Genomic DNA, 22,127 nt, shown 5'->3' on the forward strand with positions numbered 1-22,127 from the left:
CGCCCGTTTCTCGAAGCCGCTCCACGCCCGCCGACGGGCGTGGAGCGGCTTCGCTTCGTCGCAGGGACCTCCGCCGGGGCACGGGTGCGGTGCGGCGGGACCCGACCCCGCCCGTCCTCCGGGAAACGCCGAGGGCCGGTACGCACCGCGTACCGGCCCTCGGCCTTCGTCCCCAAGGGTTCCTACCGGTCGGCGGTCGCCTCCGCAGCGACAGGCACCGGCGCGCCGACCGCCACCGGGACGTCCACCGGGCGGCTGGGGGCCGGTGCCGTCTCCTGCTTGCGGGGCAGTCCGAGGTCCTTGAGCTTCAGCGCGGGCTTCTCCACCAGGTGCCAGGAGAAGAGGGCCGCGATGACCGCGAGCAGGACGGACAGTCCGGTGTAGACGGCGTAGCCGTGCCGCGGGACCTGCCAGAGCGTCAGGCACTGCTGGATCGGGAAGGCGTAGATGTACACGCCGTACGACACGTCGACCTTGGTACCGATCTTGGTCAGCGGGTCGGGCATCCGGGCGGCCAGCCAGAGCAGCCCGTAGGCGAAGGCGGGCAGTCCCACGACGGTGAAGGCCCCGTACCGCGTGCTGGCGAGGAACACCACGAACGCCAGCACACCGGCGACGTCGTTGATCGGCAGCTTCTTGCGGTACAGCTCGGCGAGCGCGCCGAGGCCGAACATGAACCCGACCGGCAGCAGCTGCTCGGGCGCGATCCAGGAGAGGAACGGCAGCCGCCAGGTGGGCAGGCCGGTGGTCGCGTAGATCGGCGCGCGGAGGAAGTCGTAGTCCAGCGCCAGGTAGACCATGAACGCGTACATGCCGCCGATCATGAGCGCCACGGCCCACCGCGCGCTGCGCAGGATGCCGATGGCGGCGAAGAGGGCGACGACCAGGTAGCAGAACACCTCGGTGCCGAGCGACCAGATCGACCCGTTGAAGGCGCCGACGTGCGGGTTGTGGTCCAGCAGGCCGGAGATGCCCCACTGGTTGACGCCGATCGCCCAGTTGGCTTTCAGGTACTCGAACGGGCCCTCTGGGTGCGACCAGAAGCCGTCCAGCCGGCCCTGGTGCCGGGCCACCAGGGGGGCTATTACGAACGCCGTCAGCAGGATGCAGACCCAGAGCGCGGGCAGCAGGCGGATCGCGCGGTTCCAGAGGAAGCGGCCGGTGGAGAGACGCATGCCGCTGCGGGTGATCAGCAGGCCGGAGAGCACGAAGAACCCGGCCACCGCGATGGCGCCGACGTTGGTCTGGCCGCGGGACTGCAGCAGGCCGAGGTCCGGCTTGCTCATGCCGAGCGGCATCGCGTGCGCGAAGATGACCGCGACGGCGAGGACCAGGCGGAGCAGTCCGAAGCCGTTCTTCCGCCCGAGGGCCTCCGCCAAGGGTGGAGCGGCCAGGAAAGCAGGCCGCTTGCGCGAAGTGCGAGACATGTCTGGAGGGCTCCGGGCCTGGTAGGGGAGCAGGTCTGCCTCAACTGGTCGAAAGGCTGGACCGGCGGACGGGACGCAAATGACGTTGGACACTTTAGCCGGGCTGTCGGATCGCACCCGGAGGGCGTCGGCACCGCTTGATCGGGCTGTGACAGGCCCTGGGGGCTATCGCTACCATGAGCGGCGCGCCGCACGTGGTATGTGCGCGGGAAGGTCGAGTCTGGGTGACTTGTTAGCGTGACCTTCACAACTGGTCTGTCCGAACGGCGCGGTGTGCTGCCGGGTGGACCGTGAACGGCCCGTCGGCATGCCGGATCGTATGCCCGGCCGGGTGACCAGGGGAAGGTTCGGAGCTCCAGTGCAGACTTCAGCAGAGACCGTCGACGAGCAGCTGGACGGTGTCCAGGGGACGAGACGGGTCGGCGCCTCGCGGTCGGCGGGTCTGGCGGCCCGGGCGGTGCGGCGGTTCGAGGAGGCCCGCGGGCGGCGCTGGTTCTGGCCGGCCGCGCTGGTGGCCGGGTACGCCGCGGAGGTGCTCTTCCGGCTCGTCCTCGTCCGGCACATGAGCTACCCCTCCGTCCACGCGGACGAGGACGGGTACCTGGTACTGGCCCGCGTGCTGGCCGGCCGGCCGACCACCGAGATGCCGGTCGGCGTGGTGATCCCGGGCGGCTACCCGCTGCTGATCTCCCCGGCGTTCCGGATCGCCGACGACCCGGTCATGGCCTACCACCTGATCATGGGGATCAACGCGCTGCTGAACGCGCTGGTCTTCCCGCTGGCCTACCTGGCGCTGCGCCGGCTCGGTCTGCGCCGGCTGCTGGCGTACGTCTTCGCCGGGGCCACCGCGCTGCTGCCGCCGGTGATCTTCTACTCCGAGTTCGTCATGTCGGACACCGTGCTGCCGGTGCTGATCCTGGCCTGGCTGCTCTGCATGCACGGCTGGCTGAGCGAGGGCCCGGTCAAGCACCGCTACTGGTACGCGGCCGGCACCGGCGCGGCCGCCGCGTACACGATGGCCACGCACGACCGCGGCGGTGTCGTGGTGGCGCTCACCGGAGTGGTCCTCGTCGGCGTCCTGGTGCTGCGCTGGGCCCCGTGGCGCACCACGCTGGTCGGCCTGGGCGCGCTCGCCGTCGGTTCGGTCGGCGCCAAGGCGCTCTCCTGGTGGCTCGACCGCCAGTTCACCGTCGAGCCGAGCAAGGTCGGCAGCTACCTGATCGACGGCCTGAAGAACCCCGACATCCTGCAGCGCACGCTGACCAGGACCACCGGGCAGATCTGGTACTTCATCGTCTCCACCTGGGGGATCGGCGGCCTGGCGGTCGTGGTCTGCCTGTTCGCGCTGTTCAGCGGCCGCTTCCCGCGCCCGCACCGGATCGTCGGCGGCGTGATGGTGGCCCTGCTCGTCGGCACCGCGCTCGCCTCGGCCGCCGCCCTGCCGGACGACGCCCGCATCGACAACTGGGTCTACGCCCGCTACGTGGCCTACCTCGTCCCGGTGGCCTTCGTGGCCGGGGTCGCGGTGCTCGCCCGGTTCAGCCTGCGCAACGTCGTCCTGACGGTGGCGGGCTCGGTGGTGCTCACCCTCGTCCTCGCCAAGCTGGTGATCTGGTCCGCCGGCAAGCTGCTCCACACCCAGGTCTTCATCGGCTGGGGCATGCCGGACGTGACCTTCCTGGCCGCCGACTGGTCCAGGCTGAACATGATGCGCTCGACCGCCGCGGCGTTCATCATCCTCGGCGCCGTCGCCCTGATGCTGGTGGCCGGCGGGCGCCGGGTGCTCTGGGCGGTCGGCCTCTCGCTCGCGCTGTTCGCCGGGTTCGCCACCGCGACCATCACCGAGCAGGTCGCCTACCCGCACTCGGACTGGCGCAAGCCGCTCGCGACGGGCTTCACCAAGGCCGCCGGGATCAAGCCCAAGGACAACCTGGTGCTCGCCTGGGACCTCGACGGCAGCCTGCGGATGGCCCAGGCCTTCGAGGTCTACGACGGCCGGGTCTGGTACCTGGACCCGCGCTGGCAGCCCGTCCCCGCCGCGGCGACCGCGATCGTCACCCCGCTCGCCGAGGAGGGGAAGGCGCCGGAGTCCTACTGGAAGGAACATCCGGACGAGTGGTACGTGGAGCGGACCAACAAGCAGCAGGGCTGGATGATCTGGCGCAAGCGCTGAGCGACCGGACGCGCCGGTTGACCGGGCGCCCCGGGTGACCGGATGCGCCGGTTGACCGGGACGGACCCCATCGGGGCCGGCGGGGGAGATCCCCGCCGGCCCCGATTGGCTTTGTCGCTGCTCCATGTGGCAGTATGTCCAAGTTGCTCGGTTGAGTGCCGATGCTACGCGCCTCCCGCCGGGAGGACTGGAAGCGAGTCCCATGTACTCGTCGTTCCCGTGATGGCCGTTCATGTGTTCACGTGAGGTATGTGGACGCAGTGGTGTGAAGGCGACACCGCGGCAGCTGCGGGGCGGACGTACGGGAATCTTCCGGGAAGCGTGGGCGGGGCCTCGATCCGGCGCCTGGTGGATGCAAGACCTCACCGATCCGTAGGAAATCCGCAGAGGGAAACCTCTTCGCGGACTTTTTGCAAGCGACAGGGCGACACGCCCGACCGCGTGGGTCGGAGGAAACCATCCACAGGCACCACCGGACACAGTCCACCTGGATGAATCCGGCCGTAGAAGCAGCAGACGACACAAAGGACTACTGAGTAGCCATGGCGGGACAGAAGATCCGCATCCGGCTCAAGGCCTACGACCACGAGGTGATTGACTCCTCGGCGAAGAAGATCGTCGAGACCGTCATTCGCACTGGTGCGCAGGTCGCGGGCCCGGTGCCGCTGCCCACTGAGAAGAACGTGTACTGCGTCATCCGCTCGCCGCACAAGTACAAGGACTCGCGCGAGCACTTCGAGATGCGCACTCACAAGCGTCTGATCGACATCCTCGACCCCACGCCGAAGACGGTTGACTCGCTGATGCGTCTCGACCTGCCGGCTGGTGTCGACATCGAGATCAAGCTCTGAGAGGCACACCGAAGATGGCTAAGCAGATTAAGGGCATCCTGGGCGAGAAGCTCGGCATGACCCAGGTCTGGGACGAGAACAACCGGATCGTTCCGGTGACCGTCGTCAAGGCTGGGCCCAATGTCGTGACCCAGGTCCACACCGCCGACAGCCCGGCCGGCTACGACGCCGTCCAGATCGGCTTCGGCGAGATCGACCCCCGCAAGGTGAACAAGCCCCTCGCGGGTCACTTCGCCAAGGCCGGTGTCACCCCGCGCCGGCACCTGGTCGAGCTGCGTACCACGGACGCGTCCGAGTACACGCTGGGCCAGGAGATCACCGCCGAGCTGTTCGAGGCGGGTGTCAAGGTCGATGTGACCGGCACCTCCAAGGGCAAGGGCTTCGCCGGTGTCATGAAGCGCCACAACTTCCGGGGCCTCGGCGCCGGTCACGGTGTGCAGCGCAAGCACCGCTCGCCCGGCTCGATCGGTGGCTGCGCCACCCCGGGTCGTGTGTTCAAGGGCGTACGGATGGCCGGCCGGATGGGCCACGAGCGCGTGACCACCCAGAACCTGACCATCCATGCCGTTGACGCGGAGAAGGGGCTGCTCCTGATCAAGGGCGCAATCCCGGGCCCGAACGGCGGCCTCGTCCTCGTCCGCACCGCGGCGAAGGGGCTGTGAGGATATGAGCACCATTGACATCCTGTCGCCCTCGGGCGACAAGACCGGCAGCCTCGAGCTGCCGGCCGAGATCTTCGACGCGAAGGTCAGCGTTCCGCTGATGCACCAGGTCGTCGTGGCGCAGCTCGCTGCGGCCCGTCAGGGCACCCACAAGACCAAGACGCGTGGCGAGGTCCGCGGTGGCGGCAAGAAGCCGTACCGCCAGAAGGGCACCGGCCGCGCCCGTCAGGGCTCGACCCGCGCGCCGCAGTTCGCCGGCGGTGGCGTCGTGCACGGTCCCGTGCCGCGCGACTACTCGCAGCGGACCCCGAAGAAGATGATCGCCGCCGCCCTGCGCGGTGCGCTCACCGACCGGGCCCGCCACAACCGCATCCACGTCATCACCGACGTGACCGCGACCGAGGCGCCGTCGACCAAGGCCGCGAAGAGCCTGTTCGGCAAGATCACCGAGCGCAAGAACGTCCTCCTGGTCGTCGAGCGCGCGGACGAGCTGGGCCTCAAGTCCGCTCGTAACCTGCCGCACGTGCACATCCTGGACGCCGGCCAGCTGAACACCTACGACGTGCTCGTCTCCGACGATGTGGTCTTCACCCAGGCCGCCTTCGAGCGTTTCGTGGCGGGTCCCGCCGCGTCCGCCAAGGCCGTGGCTGCTGAGGGCGAGCTCGAAGGGAGCGCCGCCTGATGGCTGCAGAGATCACGAGCAAGACGTTCACGGACCCCCGTGACGTCCTGGTGAAGCCGGTCATCTCGGAGAAGAGCTACTCGCTCCTCGACGAGAACAAGTACACGTTCGTCGTGTCGCCCGGTGCCAACAAGACCCAGATCAAGCAGGCCGTCGAGACGGTCTTCTCGGTCAAGGTCGAGTCCGTCAACACGCTCAACCGTCAGGGCAAGCGCAAGCGCTCCAAGACGGGCTTTGGCAAGCGCAAGGACACCAAGCGCGCCATCGTGACGCTGGCTGAGGGCAACCGCATCGACATCTTCGGTGGTCCGGTCTCCTAACGGAGATCGTGATCGTCGATAAGGACGAGGACGAGAGAGCCAAATGGGCATCCGCAAGTACAAGCCGACTACGCCGGGCCGTCGTGGCTCCAGCGTGGCCGACTTCGTAGAGATCACGCGGTCCACGCCGGAGAAGTCGCTGGTTCGCCCCCTGCACAGCAAGGGCGGCCGTAACAACGCCGGTCGGATCACCGTTCGCCACCAGGGTGGCGGTCACAAGCGCGCCTACCGCGTGATCGACTTCCGTCGTCACGACAAGGACGGCGTGCCGGCCAAGGTCGCGCACATCGAGTACGACCCGAACCGCACCGCGCGCATCGCGCTCCTGCACTACGCGGACGGCGAGAAGCGCTACATCATCGCGCCGCGCGGCATCGCGCAGGGCGACCGGGTCGAGAACGGCCCTGGCGCCGACATCAAGCCCGGCAACAACCTGCCGCTTCGCAACATCCCGGTCGGTACCACCATCCACGCGGTGGAGCTGCGTCCCGGCGGCGGTGCCAAGATGGCCCGCTCCGCCGGTGCCGGCATCCAGCTGCTGGCGCGTGAGGGCAAGATGGCGCACCTGCGCATGCCCTCCGGTGAGATCCGCCTGGTCGACGCGCGCTGCCGCGCGACGGTCGGCGAGGTCGGCAACGCCGAGCAGTCGAACATCAACTGGGGCAAGGCCGGCCGTATGCGCTGGAAGGGCGTTCGCCCGACCGTGCGTGGTGTGGCCATGAACCCGATCGACCACCCGCACGGTGGTGGTGAGGGTAAGACCTCCGGTGGTCGCCACCCGGTCTCGCCGTGGGGCCAGAAGGAGGGTCGTACCCGTCGCCCGAAGAAGGCGTCGGACGCTCTCATCGTGCGCCGCCGCAAGACCAACAAGAAGCGCTAGGAGCAGGTCAGATGCCGCGCAGTCTCAAGAAGGGCCCCTTCATTGACGGCCACCTTCTCAAGAAGGTGGACGCTCAGAACGAGGCGGGTACCCAGAACGTCATCAAGACCTGGTCCCGTCGCTCCGTGATCTTCCCGGCCATGCTCGGCCACACGATCGCGGTGCACGATGGCCGCAAGCACGTCCCGGTGTTCGTCACCGAGTCGATGGTCGGCCACAAGCTCGGCGAGTTCGCGCCGACGCGTACCTTCCGCGGTCACGTCAAGGACGACCGCAAGTCGAAGCGTCGCTAGTCGCCAGCGAGATTACCGACTCAATGACTTACACCAGCAAGGGGACAACCATGGAAGCCAGGGCCCAGGCGCGGTACATCCGCGTCACGCCCATGAAGGCCCGCCGCGTGGTGGACCTCATCCGTGGCCTGAACGCCACGGAGGCCCAGGCGGTCCTGCGTTTCGCTCCGCAGGCCGCTACCGTGCCGGTCAGCAAGGTGCTCAACAGCGCCATTGCCAACGCCGCGCACAACTACAACCACTCCAACGTGGACGACCTCGTCATCAGCGAGGCGTACGTTGACGAGGGCCCGACCCTGAAGCGGTTCCGTCCGCGTGCCCAGGGCCGTGCCTACCGGATCCGCAAGCGGACCAGCCACATCACCGTGGTCGTCAGCAGCAAGGAAGGGACCCGGTAATGGGCCAGAAGGTTAACCCGCACGGGTTCCGCCTCGGCATCAGCACGGACTTCAAGTCCCGCTGGTACGCCGACAAGCTGTACAAGGACTACGTCAAGGAAGACGTCGCCATTCGTCGCATGATGACGAAGGGCATGGAGCGCGCCGGCATCTCGAAGGTTGAGATCGAGCGCACCCGCGACCGCGTCCGCGTCGACATCCACACCGCGCGCCCCGGCATCGTCATCGGTCGCCGTGGCACCGAGGCCGACCGCATCCGCGGCGACCTGGAGAAGCTGACCGGCAAGCAGGTCCAGCTGAACATCCTCGAGGTCAAGAACCCCGAGCTGGACGCCCAGCTCGTGGCTCAGGGCGTCGCGGAGCAGCTGTCCTCCCGCGTCTCCTTCCGCCGTGCCATGCGCAAGTCGATGCAGGGCACCATGAAGTCCGGCGCCAAGGGCATCAAGGTCCAGTGCTCCGGTCGTCTCGGCGGCGCCGAGATGAGCCGTTCGGAGTTCTACCGCGAGGGCCGTGTGCCGCTGCACACCCTGCGCGCGAACGTCGACTACGGCTTCTTCGAGGCCAAGACGACCTTCGGCCGTATCGGCGTGAAGGTCTGGATCTACAAGGGCGACGTCAAGAACATCGCCGAGGTCCGCGCTGAGAACGCCGCTGCCCGCTCGGGCAACCGTCCGGCCCGTCCCGAGGGTGGTCGTCCCGCCCGCGGTGGCGAGCGCCGTGGTGGCGAGCGCGGTGGCCGTGGCCGTCGTCCCGCCGGCACCGAGGCTCAGGCCCCGGTCGCCGCCGAGACCCCGGCTGCCGAGAACACCGGAACGGAGGCCTGACCCAAATGCTGATCCCCCGTCGGGTCAAGCACCGCAAGCAGCACCACCCGAAGCGCCGCGGCGCCTCCAAGGGTGGCACCGAGCTCGCCTTCGGCGAGTACGGCATCCAGGCCGTTACCCCGGCCTACGTGACGAACCGGCAGATCGAGTCCGCTCGTATCGCCGTCACCCGTCACATCAAGCGTGGCGGCAAGGTCTGGATCAACATCTACCCGGACCGTCCGCTCACCAAGAAGCCGGCCGAGACCCGCATGGGTTCCGGTAAGGGTTCGCCCGAGTGGTGGATCGCGAACGTGCACCCGGGTCGGGTCATGTTCGAGCTGTCGTACCCCAACGAGAAGGTGGCTCGTGAGGCGCTGACCCGCGCAGCTCACAAGCTCCCGATGAAGTGCCGGATCATCCGGCGCGAGGCAGGTGAGAGCTGATGTCGGCCGGCACCAAGGCTGCTGACCTCCGCGAGCTGGACAACGAGGGTCTCGTTGCCAAGCTCCGTGAGGCCAAGGAGGAGCTGTTCAACCTCCGCTTCCAGGCGGCGACCGGGCAGCTCGACAACCACGGACGGCTCAAGCTCGTCCGTAAGGACATCGCGCGGATCTACACCCTGATGCGCGAGCGCGAGCTGGGCATCGAGACGGTGGAGAACGCCTGATGACTGAGAACACCAACGAGACGCGCGGTTTCCGCAAGACCCGTGAGGGCCTCGTCGTCAGCGACAAGATGGACAAGACCGTCGTCGTCGCCGTCGAGGACCGCGTCAAGCACGCTCTGTACGGCAAGGTCATCCGCCGTACGAACAAGCTGAAGGCGCACGACGAGGCGAACGCCTGCGGCATCGGCGACCGGGTCCTCCTCGCGGAGACCCGCCCGCTGTCCGCGACGAAGCGCTGGCGCGTCGTCGAGATCCTCGAGAAGGCCAAGTAACGAAGTCGATGTGGTACGGCCGTATGTGCAACGGGTCCCTCGCGGGCGCCGGTGTGAGCAGCGGCCGGCCCGTCAGCTCTCGTTGACGATCAGGAGAAAGCTGTGATCCAGCAGGAGTCGCGACTGCGTGTCGCCGACAACACGGGCGCGAAGGAAATCCTTTGCATCCGCGTTCTCGGTGGTTCCGGTCGCCGCTACGCCGGTATCGGGGACGTCATCGTCGCGACCGTCAAGGACGCGATCCCCGGCGGTTCGGTCAAGAAGGGTGACGTCGTCAAGTGCGTCGTCGTCCGTACCGTGAAGTCGCGCCGCCGTCCCGACGGTTCGTACATCCGGTTCGACGAGAACGCCGCCGTGGTTCTCAAGAACACCGATGGTGACCCCCGCGGTACCCGCATCTTCGGCCCGGTGGGCCGCGAGCTGCGCGACAAGAAGTTCATGAAGATCATCTCGCTGGCGCCGGAGGTGCTCTAACCCATGGCGAACAGCATGAAGATCAAGAAGGGTGACCTGGTCCAGGTCATCACCGGCAAGGACCGCGGCAAGCAGGGCAAGGTCATCCAGGCCATGCCCGCCGAGAACAAGGTCCTGGTCGAGGGTGTCAACCGGGTCAAGAAGCACACCAAGCCGGGCCCGGGTACTCAGGGTGGCATTGTCACCGTCGAGGCCCCGGTGCACGTCTCCAACGTCCAGCTGGTCGTGGAGAAGGACGGCAAGAAGGTCGTCACCCGCGTTGGCTACCGCTTCGACGACGAGGGCAACAAGATCCGCGTTGCCAAGCGAACCGGTGAGGACATCTGATGTCTGAGACGTCTGTTGAGAAGGTGACCCCCCGTCTCAAGGAGCGTTACAACTCCGAGATCAAGGGTCAGCTGCAGGAGCAGTTCTCGTACGAGAACGTCATGCTGACGCCCGGCCTGGTCAAGGTCGTCGTCAACATGGGTGTCGGCGAGGCCGCCCGTGACAGCAAGCTGATCGAGGGCGCGATCCGCGACCTGACCGCGATCACCGGTCAGAAGCCGGCCGTGACCAAGGCTCGTAAGTCCATCGCGCAGTTCAAGCTGCGCGAGGGCCAGCCGATCGGCACCCACGTCACCCTTCGTGGTGACCGCATGTGGGAGTTCCTGGACCGTCTGGTGTCGCTGGCTCTGCCGCGTATCCGTGACTTCCGTGGTCTCTCCCCCAAGCAGTTCGACGGCCGTGGCAACTACACCTTCGGTCTGACCGAGCAGGTTATGTTCCACGAGATCGACCAGGACAAGGTCGACCGTCAGCGCGGTATGGACATCACCGTCGTGACCACCGCTCAGACCGACGACGAGGGCCGGGCGCTCCTGCGCGCTCTGGGCTTCCCGTTCAAGGAGGCGTGAGCCAATGGCGAAGAAGTCCCTCATCGCAAAGGCCGAGCGGAAGCCGAAGTTCGGCGTCCGGGCCTACACCCGGTGCCAGCGCTGCGGTCGCCCGCACTCGGTGTACCGCAAGTTCGGCCTCTGCCGTGTGTGCCTCCGTGAGATGGCGCACCGCGGCGAGCTGCCGGGCGTGACCAAGAGCTCCTGGTAGTCCTCTTCCCTTAGAGGGCAACCGCTCTAGTCGCATCACGCGAAGCAGGGTGCCCGATCCCACATCGCCCGTTTTTGGGCTCCCGTACGGAATCCCGTAAGGTAGTGGGGTCGGGCCCCCTGTCACGGTCGCTCCGTAGCGGCCGCTGACCCTCTTCGAGGGCTCGCACCCAGACTTACTACGTCGCAGGTCCCCTGCGCCTGTGCCCCGTGTTCCTCAGGAACACGGGGGACCTGGTGCGGAGAAACCACGGCGAGAGAGGCCTGAGGCCATCATGACCATGACCGACCCCATCGCAGACATGCTCACGCGTCTGCGTAACGCTAACTCGGCGTACCACGACTCCGTGGCGATGCCGGCCAGCAAGATCAAGGCGCACGTCGCCCAGATCCTGCAGCAGGAGGGGTACATCTCCTCCTACAAGGTTGAGGAGCCCGTCGAGGGCGAGGTCGGCAAGAAGCTGACCATCGAGCTCAAGTTCGGTCCCAACCGTGAGCGCTCGATCGCTGGCATCAAGCGGATCAGCAAGCCGGGCCTGCGGGTCTACGCAAAGTCCACCAACCTGCCGAAGGTGCTCGGCGGCCTGGGCGTGGCGATCATCTCCACGTCCTCCGGTCTCCTCACCGACAAGCAGGCAGCCAAGAAGGGCGTAGGCGGAGAAGTTCTCGCCTACGTCTGGTAATTCGGGAAACGGAGGTACAGCAATGTCGCGCATTGGACGGCTGCCCATCCCGGTTCCCGCCGGCGTGGACGTCACCATCGATGGCCAGGCGGTCTCGGTGAAGGGCCCCAAGGGCTCCCTCACCCACCATGTCGCCGCGCCGATCGAGATCGGCAAGGGCGAGGACGGCACGCTGCTCGTCACCCGCCCCAACGACGAGCGTCTGTCGAAGGCCCTGCACGGCCTTTCCCGCACGCTGGTGGCGAACATGATCACCGGCGTGACCGCGGGCTACCGCAAGTCGCTGGAGATCAGCGGTGTTGGCTATCGAGTCCTGGCGAAGGGCTCCAACATGGAGTTCCAGCTCGGCTACAGCCACCCGATCCTGGTCGAGGCCCCGGAGGGCATCACCTTCGTCGTCGAGTCGGCCACCAAGTTCCACGTGGACGGCATCGACAAGCAGAAGGTCGGCGAGGTCGCCGCGAAGATCCGCAAGCTGCGCAAGCCCGACCCGTACAAGGCCAAGGGCGTCAAGTACGCGGGCGAGGTCATCCGCCGCAAGGTCGGAAAGAGTGGTAAGTAAGCGATGAGCGTCTCTGTCAAGATCGGCAAGGGCAACGCCTACAAGAGCGCCGCTCGCAAGCGCCGCGCGATCCGCGTTCGCAAGCGCGTCGTCGGCACCGAGGTGCGTCCGCGCCTCGTTGTGACGCGCTCGAACCGTCACATGGTCGCCCAGGTCATCGACGACGCCAAGGGTCACACCCTGGCGTCGGCGTCCACCCTCGACGTGTCCATCAAGGGCGTCGAGGGCGACAAGACCGAGCTGGCCAAGAAGGTCGGGAGCCTGGTCGCCGAGCGCGCCAAGGCCGCCGGCATCGAGTCGGTCGTCTTCGACCGCGCGGGCAACCGGTACGCAGGCCGCATCGCCGCTCTGGCCGATGCTGCCCGTGAGGCCGGGCTCGACTTCTAAGCCGCTCGTCGGCTCAGTCGACGGACGTAATCGAGAGAGGTAATTCCAATGGCTGGACCCCAGCGCCGCGGTAGCGGCGCCGGCGGCGGCACCGGCGGTGGCGAGCGGCGTGACCGTAAGCGTGACGACCGGGGCAATGCCCCCGCCGTCGAGAAGACCGCTTACGTCGAGCGCGTCGTTGCGATCAACCGTGTCGCCAAGGTTGTCAAGGGTGGTCGTCGTTTCAGCTTCACCGCGCTGGTCGTGGTGGGCGACGGTGACGGCACCGTAGGTGTCGGTTACGGGAAGGCGAAGGAGGTTCCGGCCGCCATCGCCAAGGGTGTTGAGGAGGCCAAGAAGAACTTCTTCAAGGTCCCCCGTATCCAGGGCACCATCCCTCACCCGATCCAGGGCGAGAAGGCTGCCGGCGTCGTGCTCCTGAAGCCGGCTGCCCCCGGTACCGGTGTTATCGCCGGTGGCCCGGTGCGTGCCGTGCTCGAGTGCGCCGGTATCCACGACATCCTGTCGAAGTCGCTCGGCTCCGACAACGCGATCAACATCGTGCACGCCACGGTGGCCGCTCTGAAGGGCCTCGTGCGCCCCGAGGAGATCGCCGCCCGTCGTGGCCTGCCGCTGGAGGACGTGGCTCCCGCCGCTCTGCTGCGGGCTCGTGCTGCAGGGGTGAGTGCCTGATGGCTCGCCTGAAGATCACGCAGACCAAGTCCTACATCGGCAGCAAGCAGAACCACCGCGAGACGCTGCGCTCGCTGGGTCTGAAGCGCATGCACGATGTGGTCGTCAAGGAGGACCGTCCCGAGATCCGCGGGATGGCCCAGACCGTGCGTCACCTCGTCACGGTCGAGGAGGTGGACTGATTATGGGCGACTCGCCGATCAAGGTTCACAACCTGCGTCCCGCCCCGGGTGCCAAGACCGCCAAGACCCGTGTCGGTCGTGGTGAGGGCTCCAAGGGTAAGACCGCCGGTCGTGGTACCAAGGGCACCAAGGCCCGCTACCAGGTTCCGCAGCGCTTCGAGGGTGGCCAGATGCCGCTCCACATGCGCCTGCCGAAGCTGAAGGGCTTCAAGAACCCGTTCAAGATCACGTTCCAGGTTGTCAACCTCGACAAGCTGGCCGAGCTCTACCCGCAGGGTGGCGAGGTCACTGTCGAGGACCTGATCGCCAAGGGCGCGGTTCGCAAGAACTCCCTCGTCAAGGTGCTCGGCACCGGCGAGATCTCGGTCGCGCTGCAGGTGACGGTCGACGCCGTCTCCGGCTCCGCCGCCGAGAAGATCACCGCCGCCGGCGGTACCGTCACCGAGCTCGTCTGAGCCCGCTGACTCCCCACGAGCCCCGCACCTCCTTCACGGAGGTGCGGGGCTCGTGCGTTGTCCCGGTGGTCCGTAGCCGCACTCAAGTGGGTACGGGCCTCGTTCTTTTGTGTGGCAAACCCGGGCATCCCGTACCCCGTGAGTGGGGGAGGGGCCGTACGCGCTTCTTTCGAGCGGCCGCGCACTGTTAGAGTCCGTGGAGTTCCCTTGTAGGCTGCGCGTAGGCTCGCCTGTGCCGTCTGTACGGGGGCCCGAACCGCAAACTCCCCATTCAGGACCGACCCTCCCGCCGACGACGCGCGGGAGGCGCAGGAGGCACCGTGCTCAGTGCGTTCGCGCGGGCGTTCCAGACGCCCGACCTGCGCAAGAAGCTGCTGTTCACGCTGGGCATCATGGTGCTGTTCCGGCTGGGCTCCCACGTCCCGGTACCCGGGGTCAGCTTCCAAGCTGTCAACGAATGTGTGAAGGACACCAAGAGCAGCGGATTGTTCGGGCTCGTCAACCTGTTCAGTGGTGGCGCGCTCCTCCAGCTCACGATCTTCGCGCTCGGCATCATGCCGTACATCACGGCCAGCATCATCCTCCAGCTCCTCACCGTCGTGATCCCGCGGCTCGAGGCGCTGAAGAAGGAGGGGCAGGCCGGTACCGCGAAGATCACCCAGTACACGCGCTACCTGACCATCGCGCTCGCCGTGCTCCAGGGCACCGGCATCGTGGCGACGGCCTCCAGCGGCGCGCTGTTCTCGGGTTGCGTCTACGCCAACCAGATCGTGCCGGACCAGTCGGTGTTCCGGATCGCCGTCATGGTGATCACGATGACCGCCGGCACCACGTTCATCATGTGGCTGGGTGAGCTGATCACCGACCGCGGCATCGGCAACGGCATGTCGATCCTCATCTTCACCTCGATCGCCTCGGGCTTCCCGGGCTCGATGTGGGCGATCAAGACCTCCGGCACCATCGGCGGCGGCTGGGTCGAGTTCCTCTCCGTGGTCGCGGTCGGCGTCATCGTTGTGATGCTGGTCATCTTCGTGGAGCAGGCGCAGCGCCGGATCCCGGTGCAGTACGCGAAGCGGATGATCGGGCGCCGCGCCTTCGGCGGCACCTCGACCTACATCCCCCTCAAGGTGAACCAGGCCGGTGTCATCCCGGTCATCTTCGCCTCGTCGCTGCTGTACATCCCCGCCCTGGTGGTCCAGCTGACCAGCAGCCAGGCCGGCTGGGCGACGTGGATCAGGACCAACTTCGTCAAGGGTGACCACCCGGTCTACATGGCCACCTACTTCCTGCTGATCGTCTTCTTCGCCTTCTTCTACGTCGCCATCTCCTTCAACCCCGAAGAAGTTGCCGACAATATGAAGAAGTATGGTGGGTTCATCCCGGGCATCCGGGCCGGCCGGCCGACGGCCGAGTACCTGAACTACGTGCTCACCCGCATCACGTGGCCGGGTTCGCTCTACCTGGGCCTGATCGCGTTGATCCCGATGATCGCCCTGGTGGCCTTCGGGCAGCAGACCAACTTCCCGTTCGGCGGCACCAGCGTTCTCATCGTCGTCGGCGTCGGACTCGAAACTGTGAAGCAGATCGAGAGCCAGCTCCAGCAGCGCAATTACGAAGGGTTCCTCCGCTGATGCGTATCGTCCTCGTCGGACCTCCCGGGGCCGGGAAGGGTACTCAGGCGCACCTGCTCGCCAAGACCCTGTCCATTCCCCACATCTCCACCGGCGACCTGTTCCGCGCCAACATCGGTCAGGGCACCCCGCTGGGGCTCGAGGCCAAGAGCTTCATGGACGCGGGTCGCCTGGTACCGGATGAGGTCACCATCGGGATGGCCAAGGACCGCATGCTCCAGCCCGACGCCGGCAACGGCTTCCTGCTCGACGGCTTCCCGCGCAACCTTGGCCAGGCCAAGGCGCTGGACGAGTTCCTGGCCGAGCAGGGCATCGCGCTGGACGGCGTGCTGGACCTGGAGGTTCCCGAGGACGAGGTCGTCCGCCGGATCGCCGGCCGTCGCCTGTGCCGCAACGACGGGGGCCACGTGTTCCACGTGGACTACAACCCGCCGAAGGCCGAGGGCGTCTGCGACGAGTGCGGCGGCGAGCTGTACCAGCGCTCGGACGACACCGAGGAGAAGGTGCGGACGCGGCTGGAGGTCTACCACACCGAGACCGAGCCGATCATCGACTACTACGCCCAGCAGGGCCTGGTGGCGACGATCCCCGCGCTCGGCAAGGTGGACGAGGTGACCCAGCGCGCGATCGAGGCGCTGAAGCAGGACAACTGACATTACCGAGCGACGCCGTACGGCCGCGCCGCCCCTCGCCGGGGCAGCGCGGCCGTACGGCGTCGTACGGTGGAACGAGTGCACGGCCGTCCGGCAAGGACCGGGCGGGAACCCTAGGAAGGCGTGACCAGATGGTGGAGATCAAGACCCCCGAGCAGATCGCGAAGATGCGAGTGGCCGGGCTGGTCGTCGCCGAGGCGCTCAAGGCCTGCCGGGAGGCGGTCGCTCCGGGGGTGACCACCCAGGAGCTCAACGACATCGCGGACAAGGTCATCACCGACCACGGCGCCACCTCGAACTTCCGCGCCGACCACGGCGGGCTCTGGTTCCCCGGGGTGATCTGCGCCTCGGTGAACAACGAGGTCGTGCACGGCATCCCCGGCGACCGGGTGCTCCAGGAGGGCGACGTCATCTCGATCGACTGCGGCGCCATCGTGGACGGCTGGCACGGCGACGCGGCGATCACCGTGGCGGTCGGCGAGGTCCGCCCCGAGGTGGAGATGCTCAGCCGGGTCACCGAGGGCTCGATGTGGGCCGGCATCGCCCAGATGAAGAAGGGCAACCGCCTGGCGGACGTCTCCAAGGCGATCGAGGGCTTCATCCGGCGCCAGCCGCTCCCGCCGAAGGGCAAGTGGGGCATCACCGAGGGCTACGGCGGCCACGGCATCGGCACCGCGATGCACATGGAGCCGCACGTGCTGAACTACGTCGAGCGGGGGCGCGGCAAGGGCCCCAAGCTGATCCCCGGCACCGTGCTGGCGATCGAGCCGATGGTCTCGCTGGGCACCCCGCACACCACCGTGCTGGAGGACGACTGGACCGTCGTGACCACCGACGGCACCTGGGCCTCGCACTGGGAGCACTCGGTGGCTGTGACCGAGCAGGGCCCGCTGGTCCTGACGGCCTTCGACGGCGGCCGCGCCGAACTCGCGAAGCTGGGCATCACCGCAGCTCCGGACCCCCTCGGGTAGTCGCGGAGGCGGTCAACTACCGCGTCCGACAACGGATCAGAGCCCTGGGGGTTTGGACCTCCAGGGCTTTTGTCCTATTTTTATCGGCTGGCAGTGGCTTCACTGGCTTCAGCGGCTTCGATCAAGCAGGAGAGTGCAGTGCTCAAGGGATTCCGCGACTTCATGATGCGCGGCAACGTGGTCGACATGGCCGTCGGTGTCGTCATCGGTGCGGCCTTCACCGGCGTGGTGACCGGCTTCGTGTCTGCCTTCCTCACCCCGCTGGTCGGCGTGGTGGTCGGTGCCGCCGGCGACTTCAGCTCCTACAAGGCCAACCTGGGCGGGGTCATCTTCCCGTGGGGGCAGTTCCTCAACGTGCTGATCGCGTTCCTCATGACCGCCGCGGTGCTGTACTTCTGCGTCGTGCTGCCGGTGACCAAGGCCACCGCCCGCTACCTGCCGAAGAAGCCGAAGTCCCCGAAGCGCCCCTGCCCCGAGTGCCTGACCGAGATACCGCAGGCCGCGCGCCGCTGCAGCGCCTGCACCGCCCACGTCGAGCCGCTGGTGGTCAGCCCCGGCCTGTGACGGCCGGACGGGCGGCGCCCGCCGCGTCCGGCGGCCTCGTTTTGGCCCATCGGGCCCACTGGCGTAGGATGGACCGTCGGCTCACTCGTAGCGTGCTCCAGCACGCCCTCTTCCCTCTCGGGGGACGGGGTGGACCCAGGTTCGCACGAGCGTGCCGCATACGGTAGCCGGTCCCGGAAGGTGGATCTCGCAGTTCATGGCTAAGAAGCAAGGCGCCATTGAGATCGAGGGCACCGTGATCGAGTCTCTTCCGAACGCGATGTTCAAGGTCGAGCTGCAGAACGGTCACAAGGTCCTCGCGCACATCAGCGGCAAGATGCGCATGCACTACATCCGCATCCTGCCGGACGACCGGGTCGTGGTGGAGCTCAGCCCCTACGACCTCACGCGTGGCCGGATCGTCTACCGCTACAAGTAAGAACGTCAGATCTAGACCCGGAGAACCTGAAGCATGAAGGTCAAGCCGAGCGTCAAGAAGATCTGCGACAAGTGCAAGGTGATCCGCCGTCACGGCCGGGTCATGGTGATCTGCGACAACCTGCGCCACAAGCAGCGCCAGGGCTGATCAGTTCTCCCCAGCATTTCTCGTAGTACTTCGCGCGACGCGAAAACGTCATAAGCGGGCTACCCGATCCGCCCTTCGCAGGGCGGACTGCCACCCCCGGTCAGAGGCCGGGGCTCCCACACCGTGAGGTGTCGGAGTAGGTAGCACGCAAGACCTCTGAAGAAACACAGGAGCCTTGAATGGCACGCCTCGCCGGCGTTGATCTCCCCCGTGAGAAGCGGATCGAGATCGCCCTTACCTACGTGTACGGCATCGGTCGTACCCGCGCCCAGCAGACCCTGGCCGAGACCGGTGTCAGCCCGGATGTCCGCGTTCGCGACATCTCCGAGGAAGACCTCGTCAAGCTGGGTCAGTACATCGACGCCAACTACACGGTCGAGGGTGACCTCCGCCGTGAGGTGGCCGCCGACATCCGCCGCAAGGTCGAGATCGGCTGCTACGAGGGTCTGCGTCACCGCCGCGGCCTGCCGGTCCGCGGTCAGCGCACCCACACCAACGCGCGTACCCGCAAGGGCCCGCGTCGCGCGATCGCCGGCAAGAAGAAGCCGGGCAAGAAGTAGTCCGTCCCGTCACCGGACATCCCTCCGGCCCGCGGGTCAGCGGACCGACCACCTCAGTAGGAGAACAGACTTATGCCCCCCAAGGGTCGTCAGGCTGCCGGCGCGAAGAAGATCCGCCGCAAGGAAAAGAAGAACGTCGCTCACGGCCACGCGCACATCAAGAGCACGTTCAACAACACCATCGTTTCGATCACCGACCCCGCGGGCAACGTGATCTCCTGGGCCTCCGCCGGCCACGTCGGCTTCAAGGGCTCGCGCAAGTCCACCCCGTTCGCCGCGCAGATGGCCGCCGAGGCCGCTGCCCGTCGCGCGCAGGAGCACGGCATGCGCAAGGTCGACGTCTTCGTCAAGGGTCCGGGCTCCGGCCGTGAGACCGCGATCCGCTCGCTCCAGGCCACCGGCCTGGAGGTGGGCTCGATCCAGGACGTCACCCCCACCCCGCACAACGGCTGCCGTCCGCCGAAGCGCCGCCGCGTCTGACGCAGCGCCTTCGGGCACTGGTGTTCGCTTGACACCGCGTACGGGGTCCCGGTTGGTCCGGGACCCCGTACGCTGGTTCTGTTCGGCATCAAATAGTGGGTGCCGAAGACAACTGGAGGATCTGAAAACATGCTGATCGCTCAGCGTCCCTCGCTGACCGAAGAGGTCGTCGACGAATTCCGCTCGCGGTTCGTGATCGAGCCGCTGGAGCCGGGCTTCGGCTACACCCTCGGCAACTCCCTTCGCCGCACGCTCCTCTCCTCGATCCCCGGTGCCGCTGTCACCAGCATCCGGGTCGACGGCGTCCTGCACGAGTTCACCACCGTGCCGGGCGTCAAGGAGGACGTCACCGACCTCATCCTCAACATCAAGCAGCTGGTCGTCTCCTCGGAGCACGACGAGCCGGTCGTGATGTACCTGCGCAAGCAGGGCCCGGGTGTGGTCACCGCCGCCGACATCGCGCCGCCGGCCGGTGTCGAGGTGCACAACCCCGAGCTGGTCCTCGCCACGCTGAACGGCAAGGGCAAGCTGGAGATGGAGCTGACCGTCGAGCGCGGTCGCGGCTACGTCTCCGCCGTGCAGAACAAGGCTTCCGGCCAGGAGATCGGCCGCATCCCGGTCGACTCGATCTACAGCCCCGTGCTGAAGGTCACCTACAAGGTCGAGGCGACCCGTGTCGAGCAGCGGACCGACTTCGACAAGCTGATCGTCGACGTCGAGACCAAGCCCGCCATGCGCCCGCGTGACGCCATGGCCTCGGCCGGCAAGACCCTGGTGGAGCTGTTCGGTCTCGCCCGCGAGCTGAACATCGACGCCGAGGGCATCGACATGGGCCCGTCCCCCACGGACGCCGCCCTGGCCGCCGACCTGGCGCTGCCGATCGAGGAGCTCGAGCTCACCGTTCGGTCGTACAACTGCCTCAAGCGCGAGGGCATCCACACCGTGGGTGAGCTCGTCGCCCGCTCCGAGGCCGACCTGCTCGACATCCGCAACTTCGGTGCGAAGTCGATCGACGAGGTCAAGGCGAAGCTGGCCGGCATGGGCCTGGCCCTCAAGGACAGCCCGCCCGGGTTCGACCCGACCGCCGCCGCCGACGCCTTCGGCGCCGACGACCTGGACGACGCGGGTTACGCGGAGACCGAGCAGTACTAAGAGTTTGCTGGTGGGGGCGGTTCCCCGGAGCCGCCCCCGTCATCATGAAAGCCGTACGGGCACCGTGTCCGTACGCCCGCTGCGGTACCTGGTACGGCCGCAGTCGGAGATTCAAGGAGTAATTCCATGCCGCGTCCCACCAAGGGTGCCCGCCTCGGCGGCGGCCCCCACCACGAGCCGCTGCTGCTGGCCGGCCTGTGCCGGGAGCTGTTCCAGTACGGCCGCATCACCACGACCGAGGCCAAGGCCCGTCGGATGCGCCCGCTGGCGGAGAAGCTGATCACCAAGGCGAAGAAGGGCGACATCCACAACCGTCGTCTGGTTCGCAAGACGATCACCGACATCTCCGTGCTGCACACCCTCTTCACCGAGATCGCGCCGCGCTACGAGAACCGCCCGGGTGGCTACACCCGTATCACCAAGATCGGTCCCCGTCGTGGCGACAACGCCCCGATGGCCGTGATCGAGCTGGTCGAGGCGCTGACCGTCGCGCAGACCGCCGTCGGCGAGGCCGAGGGTGCCACCAAGCGCGCCGTCAAGGAGGCCGAGGCCAAGGTCGAGGAGACCAAGGTCGAGGACACCAAGGCCGACGAGGCCGAGGCCGAGCAGGCCTGACGCCTTTGGGTGCAGTGCGGGCCCGCTCTCCCATTCCGTGGGGGAGCGGGCCCGTTCCTTCTGTCTGGAGTGAAGCAGTGATCGACGATTGCGCCGAGCGTCCGCCGGTGAAGGACGGCCCGGCCGACGGGTACGTCCGGGTCCGGCTCGACCTCGCCTACCAGGGCGCGGAGTTCTCCGGCTGGGCCCGCCAGCGCGGTGGCCGCCGCACGGTGCAGGAGGAGATCGAGAGCGCGCTGCAGATCGTCACCCGCAGCACCGAGCCGTACCCGCTGACGGTCGCCGGACGGACCGACGCCGGCGTGCACGCGCGCGGCCAGGTCGCCCACGTCGACCTGCCGGCCGAGCTGTGGGCCGCGCACCGCGAGAAGCTGCTGCGCAGGCTGGCCGGGCGGCTGCCCGGGGACGTCCGGATCTACCGGATCGGCGAGGCGCCGGCCGGCTTCGACGCCCGCTTCTCGGCGATCTGGCGCCGCTACGCCTACCGCGTCGCCGACCACCCCGGCGGGGTGGACCCGCTGCTGCGCGGCCATGTGCTCTGGCACGACCGCCCGCTGGACGTCGAGCGGATGAACGCGGCCGCCGCGCTGCTGCTGGGGGAGCACGACTTCGCCGCGTACTGCAAGAAGCGCGAGGGCGCGACGACCATCCGCACGCTGCTGGAACTGCGCTGGGACCGCGTCCCGGTCGACTCCTACGCCTCGCAGGAGGGCTCGCTGGCGGTCGCCACCGTCCGCGCCGACGCCTTCTGCCACAACATGGTGCGGGCCCTGGTCGGCGCGATGCTGCTGGTCGGCGACGGGCACCGGCCGGTGGAGTTCCCCGGCGAGGTGCTGGCCGGCGGGGTGCGCAACTCCGCGGTCAACGTGATCCGGCCGTACGGGCTGACGCTGGAGGAGGTCGGCTACCCGGCCGACGACCAGCTCGCCGAGCGCAGCCGGCTGGCCCGCCGGATCAGGACGCTGCCGGGACAGCCGGTGGTCGGCTAATCCGTTTTGGTCCTGG

General features: G+C 67.6%; 34 protein-coding genes. 33 read left to right on the forward strand and 1 reads right to left on the reverse strand.

Features of this window, described 5'->3' with window-relative positions; translation table 11 throughout:
* Positions 1–182 precede the first annotated feature (182 nt).
* A complete protein-coding gene (locus tag ACZ4UX_RS03645) occupies positions 183–1,427 on the reverse strand; it encodes an acyltransferase family protein (protein ID WP_465705302.1) in 1,245 nt (414 codons plus the stop codon).
* A gap of 358 nt (positions 1,428–1,785) precedes the next feature.
* Between ACZ4UX_RS03645 and ACZ4UX_RS03650 the strand changes: the two genes are divergently transcribed.
* The 33 genes from ACZ4UX_RS03650 to truA all read left to right on the forward strand — a co-directional run bounded on the left by ACZ4UX_RS03650 (position 1,786) and on the right by truA (position 22,111).
* The gene (locus tag ACZ4UX_RS03650) at positions 1,786–3,600 is read left to right on the forward strand and encodes a phospholipid carrier-dependent glycosyltransferase (protein ID WP_465705304.1); all 1,815 of its coding nucleotides are present in this window, start codon (positions 1,786–1,788) and stop codon (positions 3,598–3,600) included.
* Positions 3,601–4,142: 542 nt separating this feature from the next.
* Positions 4,143–4,451: a 30S ribosomal protein S10 gene (rpsJ, locus tag ACZ4UX_RS03655; protein ID WP_012785157.1), complete on the forward strand. Its 309-nt coding sequence runs from the start codon at positions 4,143–4,145 to the stop codon at positions 4,449–4,451.
* Between the two features lie 14 nt (positions 4,452–4,465).
* Positions 4,466–5,113, forward strand: a complete 648-nt coding sequence (gene rplC, locus ACZ4UX_RS03660) for a 50S ribosomal protein L3 (protein ID WP_327677876.1) — start codon at positions 4,466–4,468, stop codon at positions 5,111–5,113.
* Between the two features lie 4 nt (positions 5,114–5,117).
* The gene (rplD, locus tag ACZ4UX_RS03665) at positions 5,118–5,795 is read left to right on the forward strand and encodes a 50S ribosomal protein L4 (RefSeq protein WP_329488126.1); all 678 of its coding nucleotides are present in this window, start codon (positions 5,118–5,120) and stop codon (positions 5,793–5,795) included.
* Positions 5,795–6,115 carry a 50S ribosomal protein L23 gene (gene rplW, locus ACZ4UX_RS03670; protein ID WP_380382396.1) on the forward strand — a complete coding sequence of 107 codons (321 nt, stop codon included), beginning with the start codon at positions 5,795–5,797 and terminating at the stop codon, positions 6,113–6,115. Before rplD ends, rplW begins: the two co-directional genes overlap by 1 nt.
* Positions 6,116–6,158: 43 nt before the next feature.
* A complete protein-coding gene (rplB, locus tag ACZ4UX_RS03675; protein WP_327677872.1) occupies positions 6,159–6,995 on the forward strand; it encodes a 50S ribosomal protein L2 in 837 nt (278 codons plus the stop codon).
* Between the two features lie 11 nt (positions 6,996–7,006).
* Positions 7,007–7,288, forward strand: coding sequence for a 30S ribosomal protein S19 (gene rpsS / locus ACZ4UX_RS03680; protein WP_030055821.1), 282 nt, complete (start codon positions 7,007–7,009; stop codon positions 7,286–7,288).
* A gap of 50 nt (positions 7,289–7,338) precedes the next feature.
* A complete protein-coding gene (gene rplV / locus ACZ4UX_RS03685; protein WP_329488124.1) occupies positions 7,339–7,686 on the forward strand; it encodes a 50S ribosomal protein L22 in 348 nt (115 codons plus the stop codon).
* On the forward strand, positions 7,686–8,510 hold the full coding sequence (gene rpsC, locus ACZ4UX_RS03690) for a 30S ribosomal protein S3 (RefSeq protein WP_327677868.1): 825 nt from the start codon (positions 7,686–7,688) through the stop codon (positions 8,508–8,510). The genes rplV and rpsC overlap by 1 nt, the downstream gene beginning before the upstream one ends.
* A gap of 5 nt (positions 8,511–8,515) precedes the next feature.
* Positions 8,516–8,935, forward strand: coding sequence for a 50S ribosomal protein L16 (rplP, locus tag ACZ4UX_RS03695; protein WP_030393299.1), 420 nt, complete (start codon positions 8,516–8,518; stop codon positions 8,933–8,935).
* On the forward strand, positions 8,935–9,159 hold the full coding sequence (gene rpmC / locus ACZ4UX_RS03700) for a 50S ribosomal protein L29 (protein WP_063348970.1): 225 nt from the start codon (positions 8,935–8,937) through the stop codon (positions 9,157–9,159). Before rplP ends, rpmC begins: the two co-directional genes overlap by 1 nt.
* Positions 9,159–9,431: a 30S ribosomal protein S17 gene (gene rpsQ / locus ACZ4UX_RS03705; protein WP_030055826.1), complete on the forward strand. Its 273-nt coding sequence runs from the start codon at positions 9,159–9,161 to the stop codon at positions 9,429–9,431. The genes rpmC and rpsQ overlap by 1 nt, the downstream gene beginning before the upstream one ends.
* 102 nt (positions 9,432–9,533) lie before the next feature.
* Entirely contained in the window at positions 9,534–9,905 is a 372-nt protein-coding gene (gene rplN, locus ACZ4UX_RS03710) for a 50S ribosomal protein L14 (RefSeq protein WP_030393301.1), read from the forward strand.
* 15 nt (positions 9,906–9,920) lie between these two features.
* Positions 9,921–10,232, forward strand: coding sequence for a 50S ribosomal protein L24 (gene rplX / locus ACZ4UX_RS03715; RefSeq protein WP_030055828.1), 312 nt, complete (start codon positions 9,921–9,923; stop codon positions 10,230–10,232).
* Positions 10,232–10,801 (forward strand): 50S ribosomal protein L5, encoded by a 570-nt coding sequence (rplE, locus tag ACZ4UX_RS03720; RefSeq protein WP_030300393.1) that lies wholly within the window; start codon positions 10,232–10,234, stop codon positions 10,799–10,801. Before rplX ends, rplE begins: the two co-directional genes overlap by 1 nt.
* A 4-nt stretch (positions 10,802–10,805) precedes the next feature.
* On the forward strand, positions 10,806–10,991 hold the full coding sequence (locus ACZ4UX_RS03725; RefSeq protein ID WP_030393303.1) for a type Z 30S ribosomal protein S14: 186 nt from the start codon (positions 10,806–10,808) through the stop codon (positions 10,989–10,991).
* 274 nt (positions 10,992–11,265) lie between these two features.
* A complete protein-coding gene (rpsH, locus tag ACZ4UX_RS03730) occupies positions 11,266–11,673 on the forward strand; it encodes a 30S ribosomal protein S8 (protein WP_031063036.1) in 408 nt (135 codons plus the stop codon).
* Between the two features lie 22 nt (positions 11,674–11,695).
* Positions 11,696–12,235, forward strand: a complete 540-nt coding sequence (gene rplF / locus ACZ4UX_RS03735; protein WP_329488120.1) for a 50S ribosomal protein L6 — start codon at positions 11,696–11,698, stop codon at positions 12,233–12,235.
* Positions 12,236–12,238: 3 nt separating this feature from the next.
* Positions 12,239–12,622, forward strand: a complete 384-nt coding sequence (gene rplR, locus ACZ4UX_RS03740) for a 50S ribosomal protein L18 (protein WP_209414075.1) — start codon at positions 12,239–12,241, stop codon at positions 12,620–12,622.
* A gap of 48 nt (positions 12,623–12,670) precedes the next feature.
* Complete coding sequence (rpsE, locus tag ACZ4UX_RS03745) at positions 12,671–13,294, forward strand: 30S ribosomal protein S5 (RefSeq protein WP_030055834.1); 624 nt, start codon at positions 12,671–12,673, stop codon at positions 13,292–13,294.
* Positions 13,294–13,476, forward strand: a complete 183-nt coding sequence (rpmD, locus tag ACZ4UX_RS03750; protein ID WP_030300409.1) for a 50S ribosomal protein L30 — start codon at positions 13,294–13,296, stop codon at positions 13,474–13,476. The genes rpsE and rpmD overlap by 1 nt, the downstream gene beginning before the upstream one ends.
* Positions 13,477–13,478: 2 nt before the next feature.
* Complete coding sequence (gene rplO / locus ACZ4UX_RS03755; RefSeq protein WP_380382401.1) at positions 13,479–13,931, forward strand: 50S ribosomal protein L15; 453 nt, start codon at positions 13,479–13,481, stop codon at positions 13,929–13,931.
* A 320-nt stretch (positions 13,932–14,251) separates the two neighbouring features.
* Positions 14,252–15,562 carry a preprotein translocase subunit SecY gene (gene secY / locus ACZ4UX_RS03760; protein ID WP_329488118.1) on the forward strand — a complete coding sequence of 437 codons (1,311 nt, stop codon included), beginning with the start codon at positions 14,252–14,254 and terminating at the stop codon, positions 15,560–15,562.
* On the forward strand, positions 15,562–16,215 hold the full coding sequence (locus ACZ4UX_RS03765; protein ID WP_329488117.1) for an adenylate kinase: 654 nt from the start codon (positions 15,562–15,564) through the stop codon (positions 16,213–16,215). Before secY ends, ACZ4UX_RS03765 begins: the two co-directional genes overlap by 1 nt.
* Before the next feature lie 131 nt (positions 16,216–16,346).
* The gene (gene map, locus ACZ4UX_RS03770; protein ID WP_329488116.1) at positions 16,347–17,186 is read left to right on the forward strand and encodes a type I methionyl aminopeptidase; all 840 of its coding nucleotides are present in this window, start codon (positions 16,347–16,349) and stop codon (positions 17,184–17,186) included.
* A gap of 138 nt (positions 17,187–17,324) precedes the next feature.
* Complete coding sequence (gene mscL, locus ACZ4UX_RS03775) at positions 17,325–17,750, forward strand: large conductance mechanosensitive channel protein MscL (RefSeq protein ID WP_329488115.1); 426 nt, start codon at positions 17,325–17,327, stop codon at positions 17,748–17,750.
* Between the two features lie 196 nt (positions 17,751–17,946).
* Complete coding sequence (infA, locus tag ACZ4UX_RS03780; protein WP_003956442.1) at positions 17,947–18,168, forward strand: translation initiation factor IF-1; 222 nt, start codon at positions 17,947–17,949, stop codon at positions 18,166–18,168.
* A 33-nt stretch (positions 18,169–18,201) separates the two neighbouring features.
* Complete coding sequence (rpmJ, locus tag ACZ4UX_RS03785) at positions 18,202–18,315, forward strand: 50S ribosomal protein L36 (protein ID WP_003956441.1); 114 nt, start codon at positions 18,202–18,204, stop codon at positions 18,313–18,315.
* Between the two features lie 179 nt (positions 18,316–18,494).
* On the forward strand, positions 18,495–18,875 hold the full coding sequence (rpsM, locus tag ACZ4UX_RS03790) for a 30S ribosomal protein S13 (RefSeq protein WP_329488114.1): 381 nt from the start codon (positions 18,495–18,497) through the stop codon (positions 18,873–18,875).
* A 72-nt stretch (positions 18,876–18,947) separates the two neighbouring features.
* The gene (gene rpsK, locus ACZ4UX_RS03795) at positions 18,948–19,355 is read left to right on the forward strand and encodes a 30S ribosomal protein S11 (RefSeq protein ID WP_030232513.1); all 408 of its coding nucleotides are present in this window, start codon (positions 18,948–18,950) and stop codon (positions 19,353–19,355) included.
* Positions 19,356–19,484: 129 nt separating this feature from the next.
* On the forward strand, positions 19,485–20,507 hold the full coding sequence (locus tag ACZ4UX_RS03800; protein WP_030232516.1) for a DNA-directed RNA polymerase subunit alpha: 1,023 nt from the start codon (positions 19,485–19,487) through the stop codon (positions 20,505–20,507).
* Positions 20,508–20,633: 126 nt separating this feature from the next.
* Positions 20,634–21,122 (forward strand): 50S ribosomal protein L17, encoded by a 489-nt coding sequence (gene rplQ, locus ACZ4UX_RS03805; protein WP_329488111.1) that lies wholly within the window; start codon positions 20,634–20,636, stop codon positions 21,120–21,122.
* A 77-nt stretch (positions 21,123–21,199) separates the two neighbouring features.
* Positions 21,200–22,111, forward strand: coding sequence for a tRNA pseudouridine(38-40) synthase TruA (truA, locus tag ACZ4UX_RS03810; RefSeq protein WP_465705307.1), 912 nt, complete (start codon positions 21,200–21,202; stop codon positions 22,109–22,111).
* Positions 22,112–22,127 lie beyond the last annotated feature (16 nt).

It is taken from the genome of Kitasatospora sp. NPDC028961 (assembly GCF_055564815.1).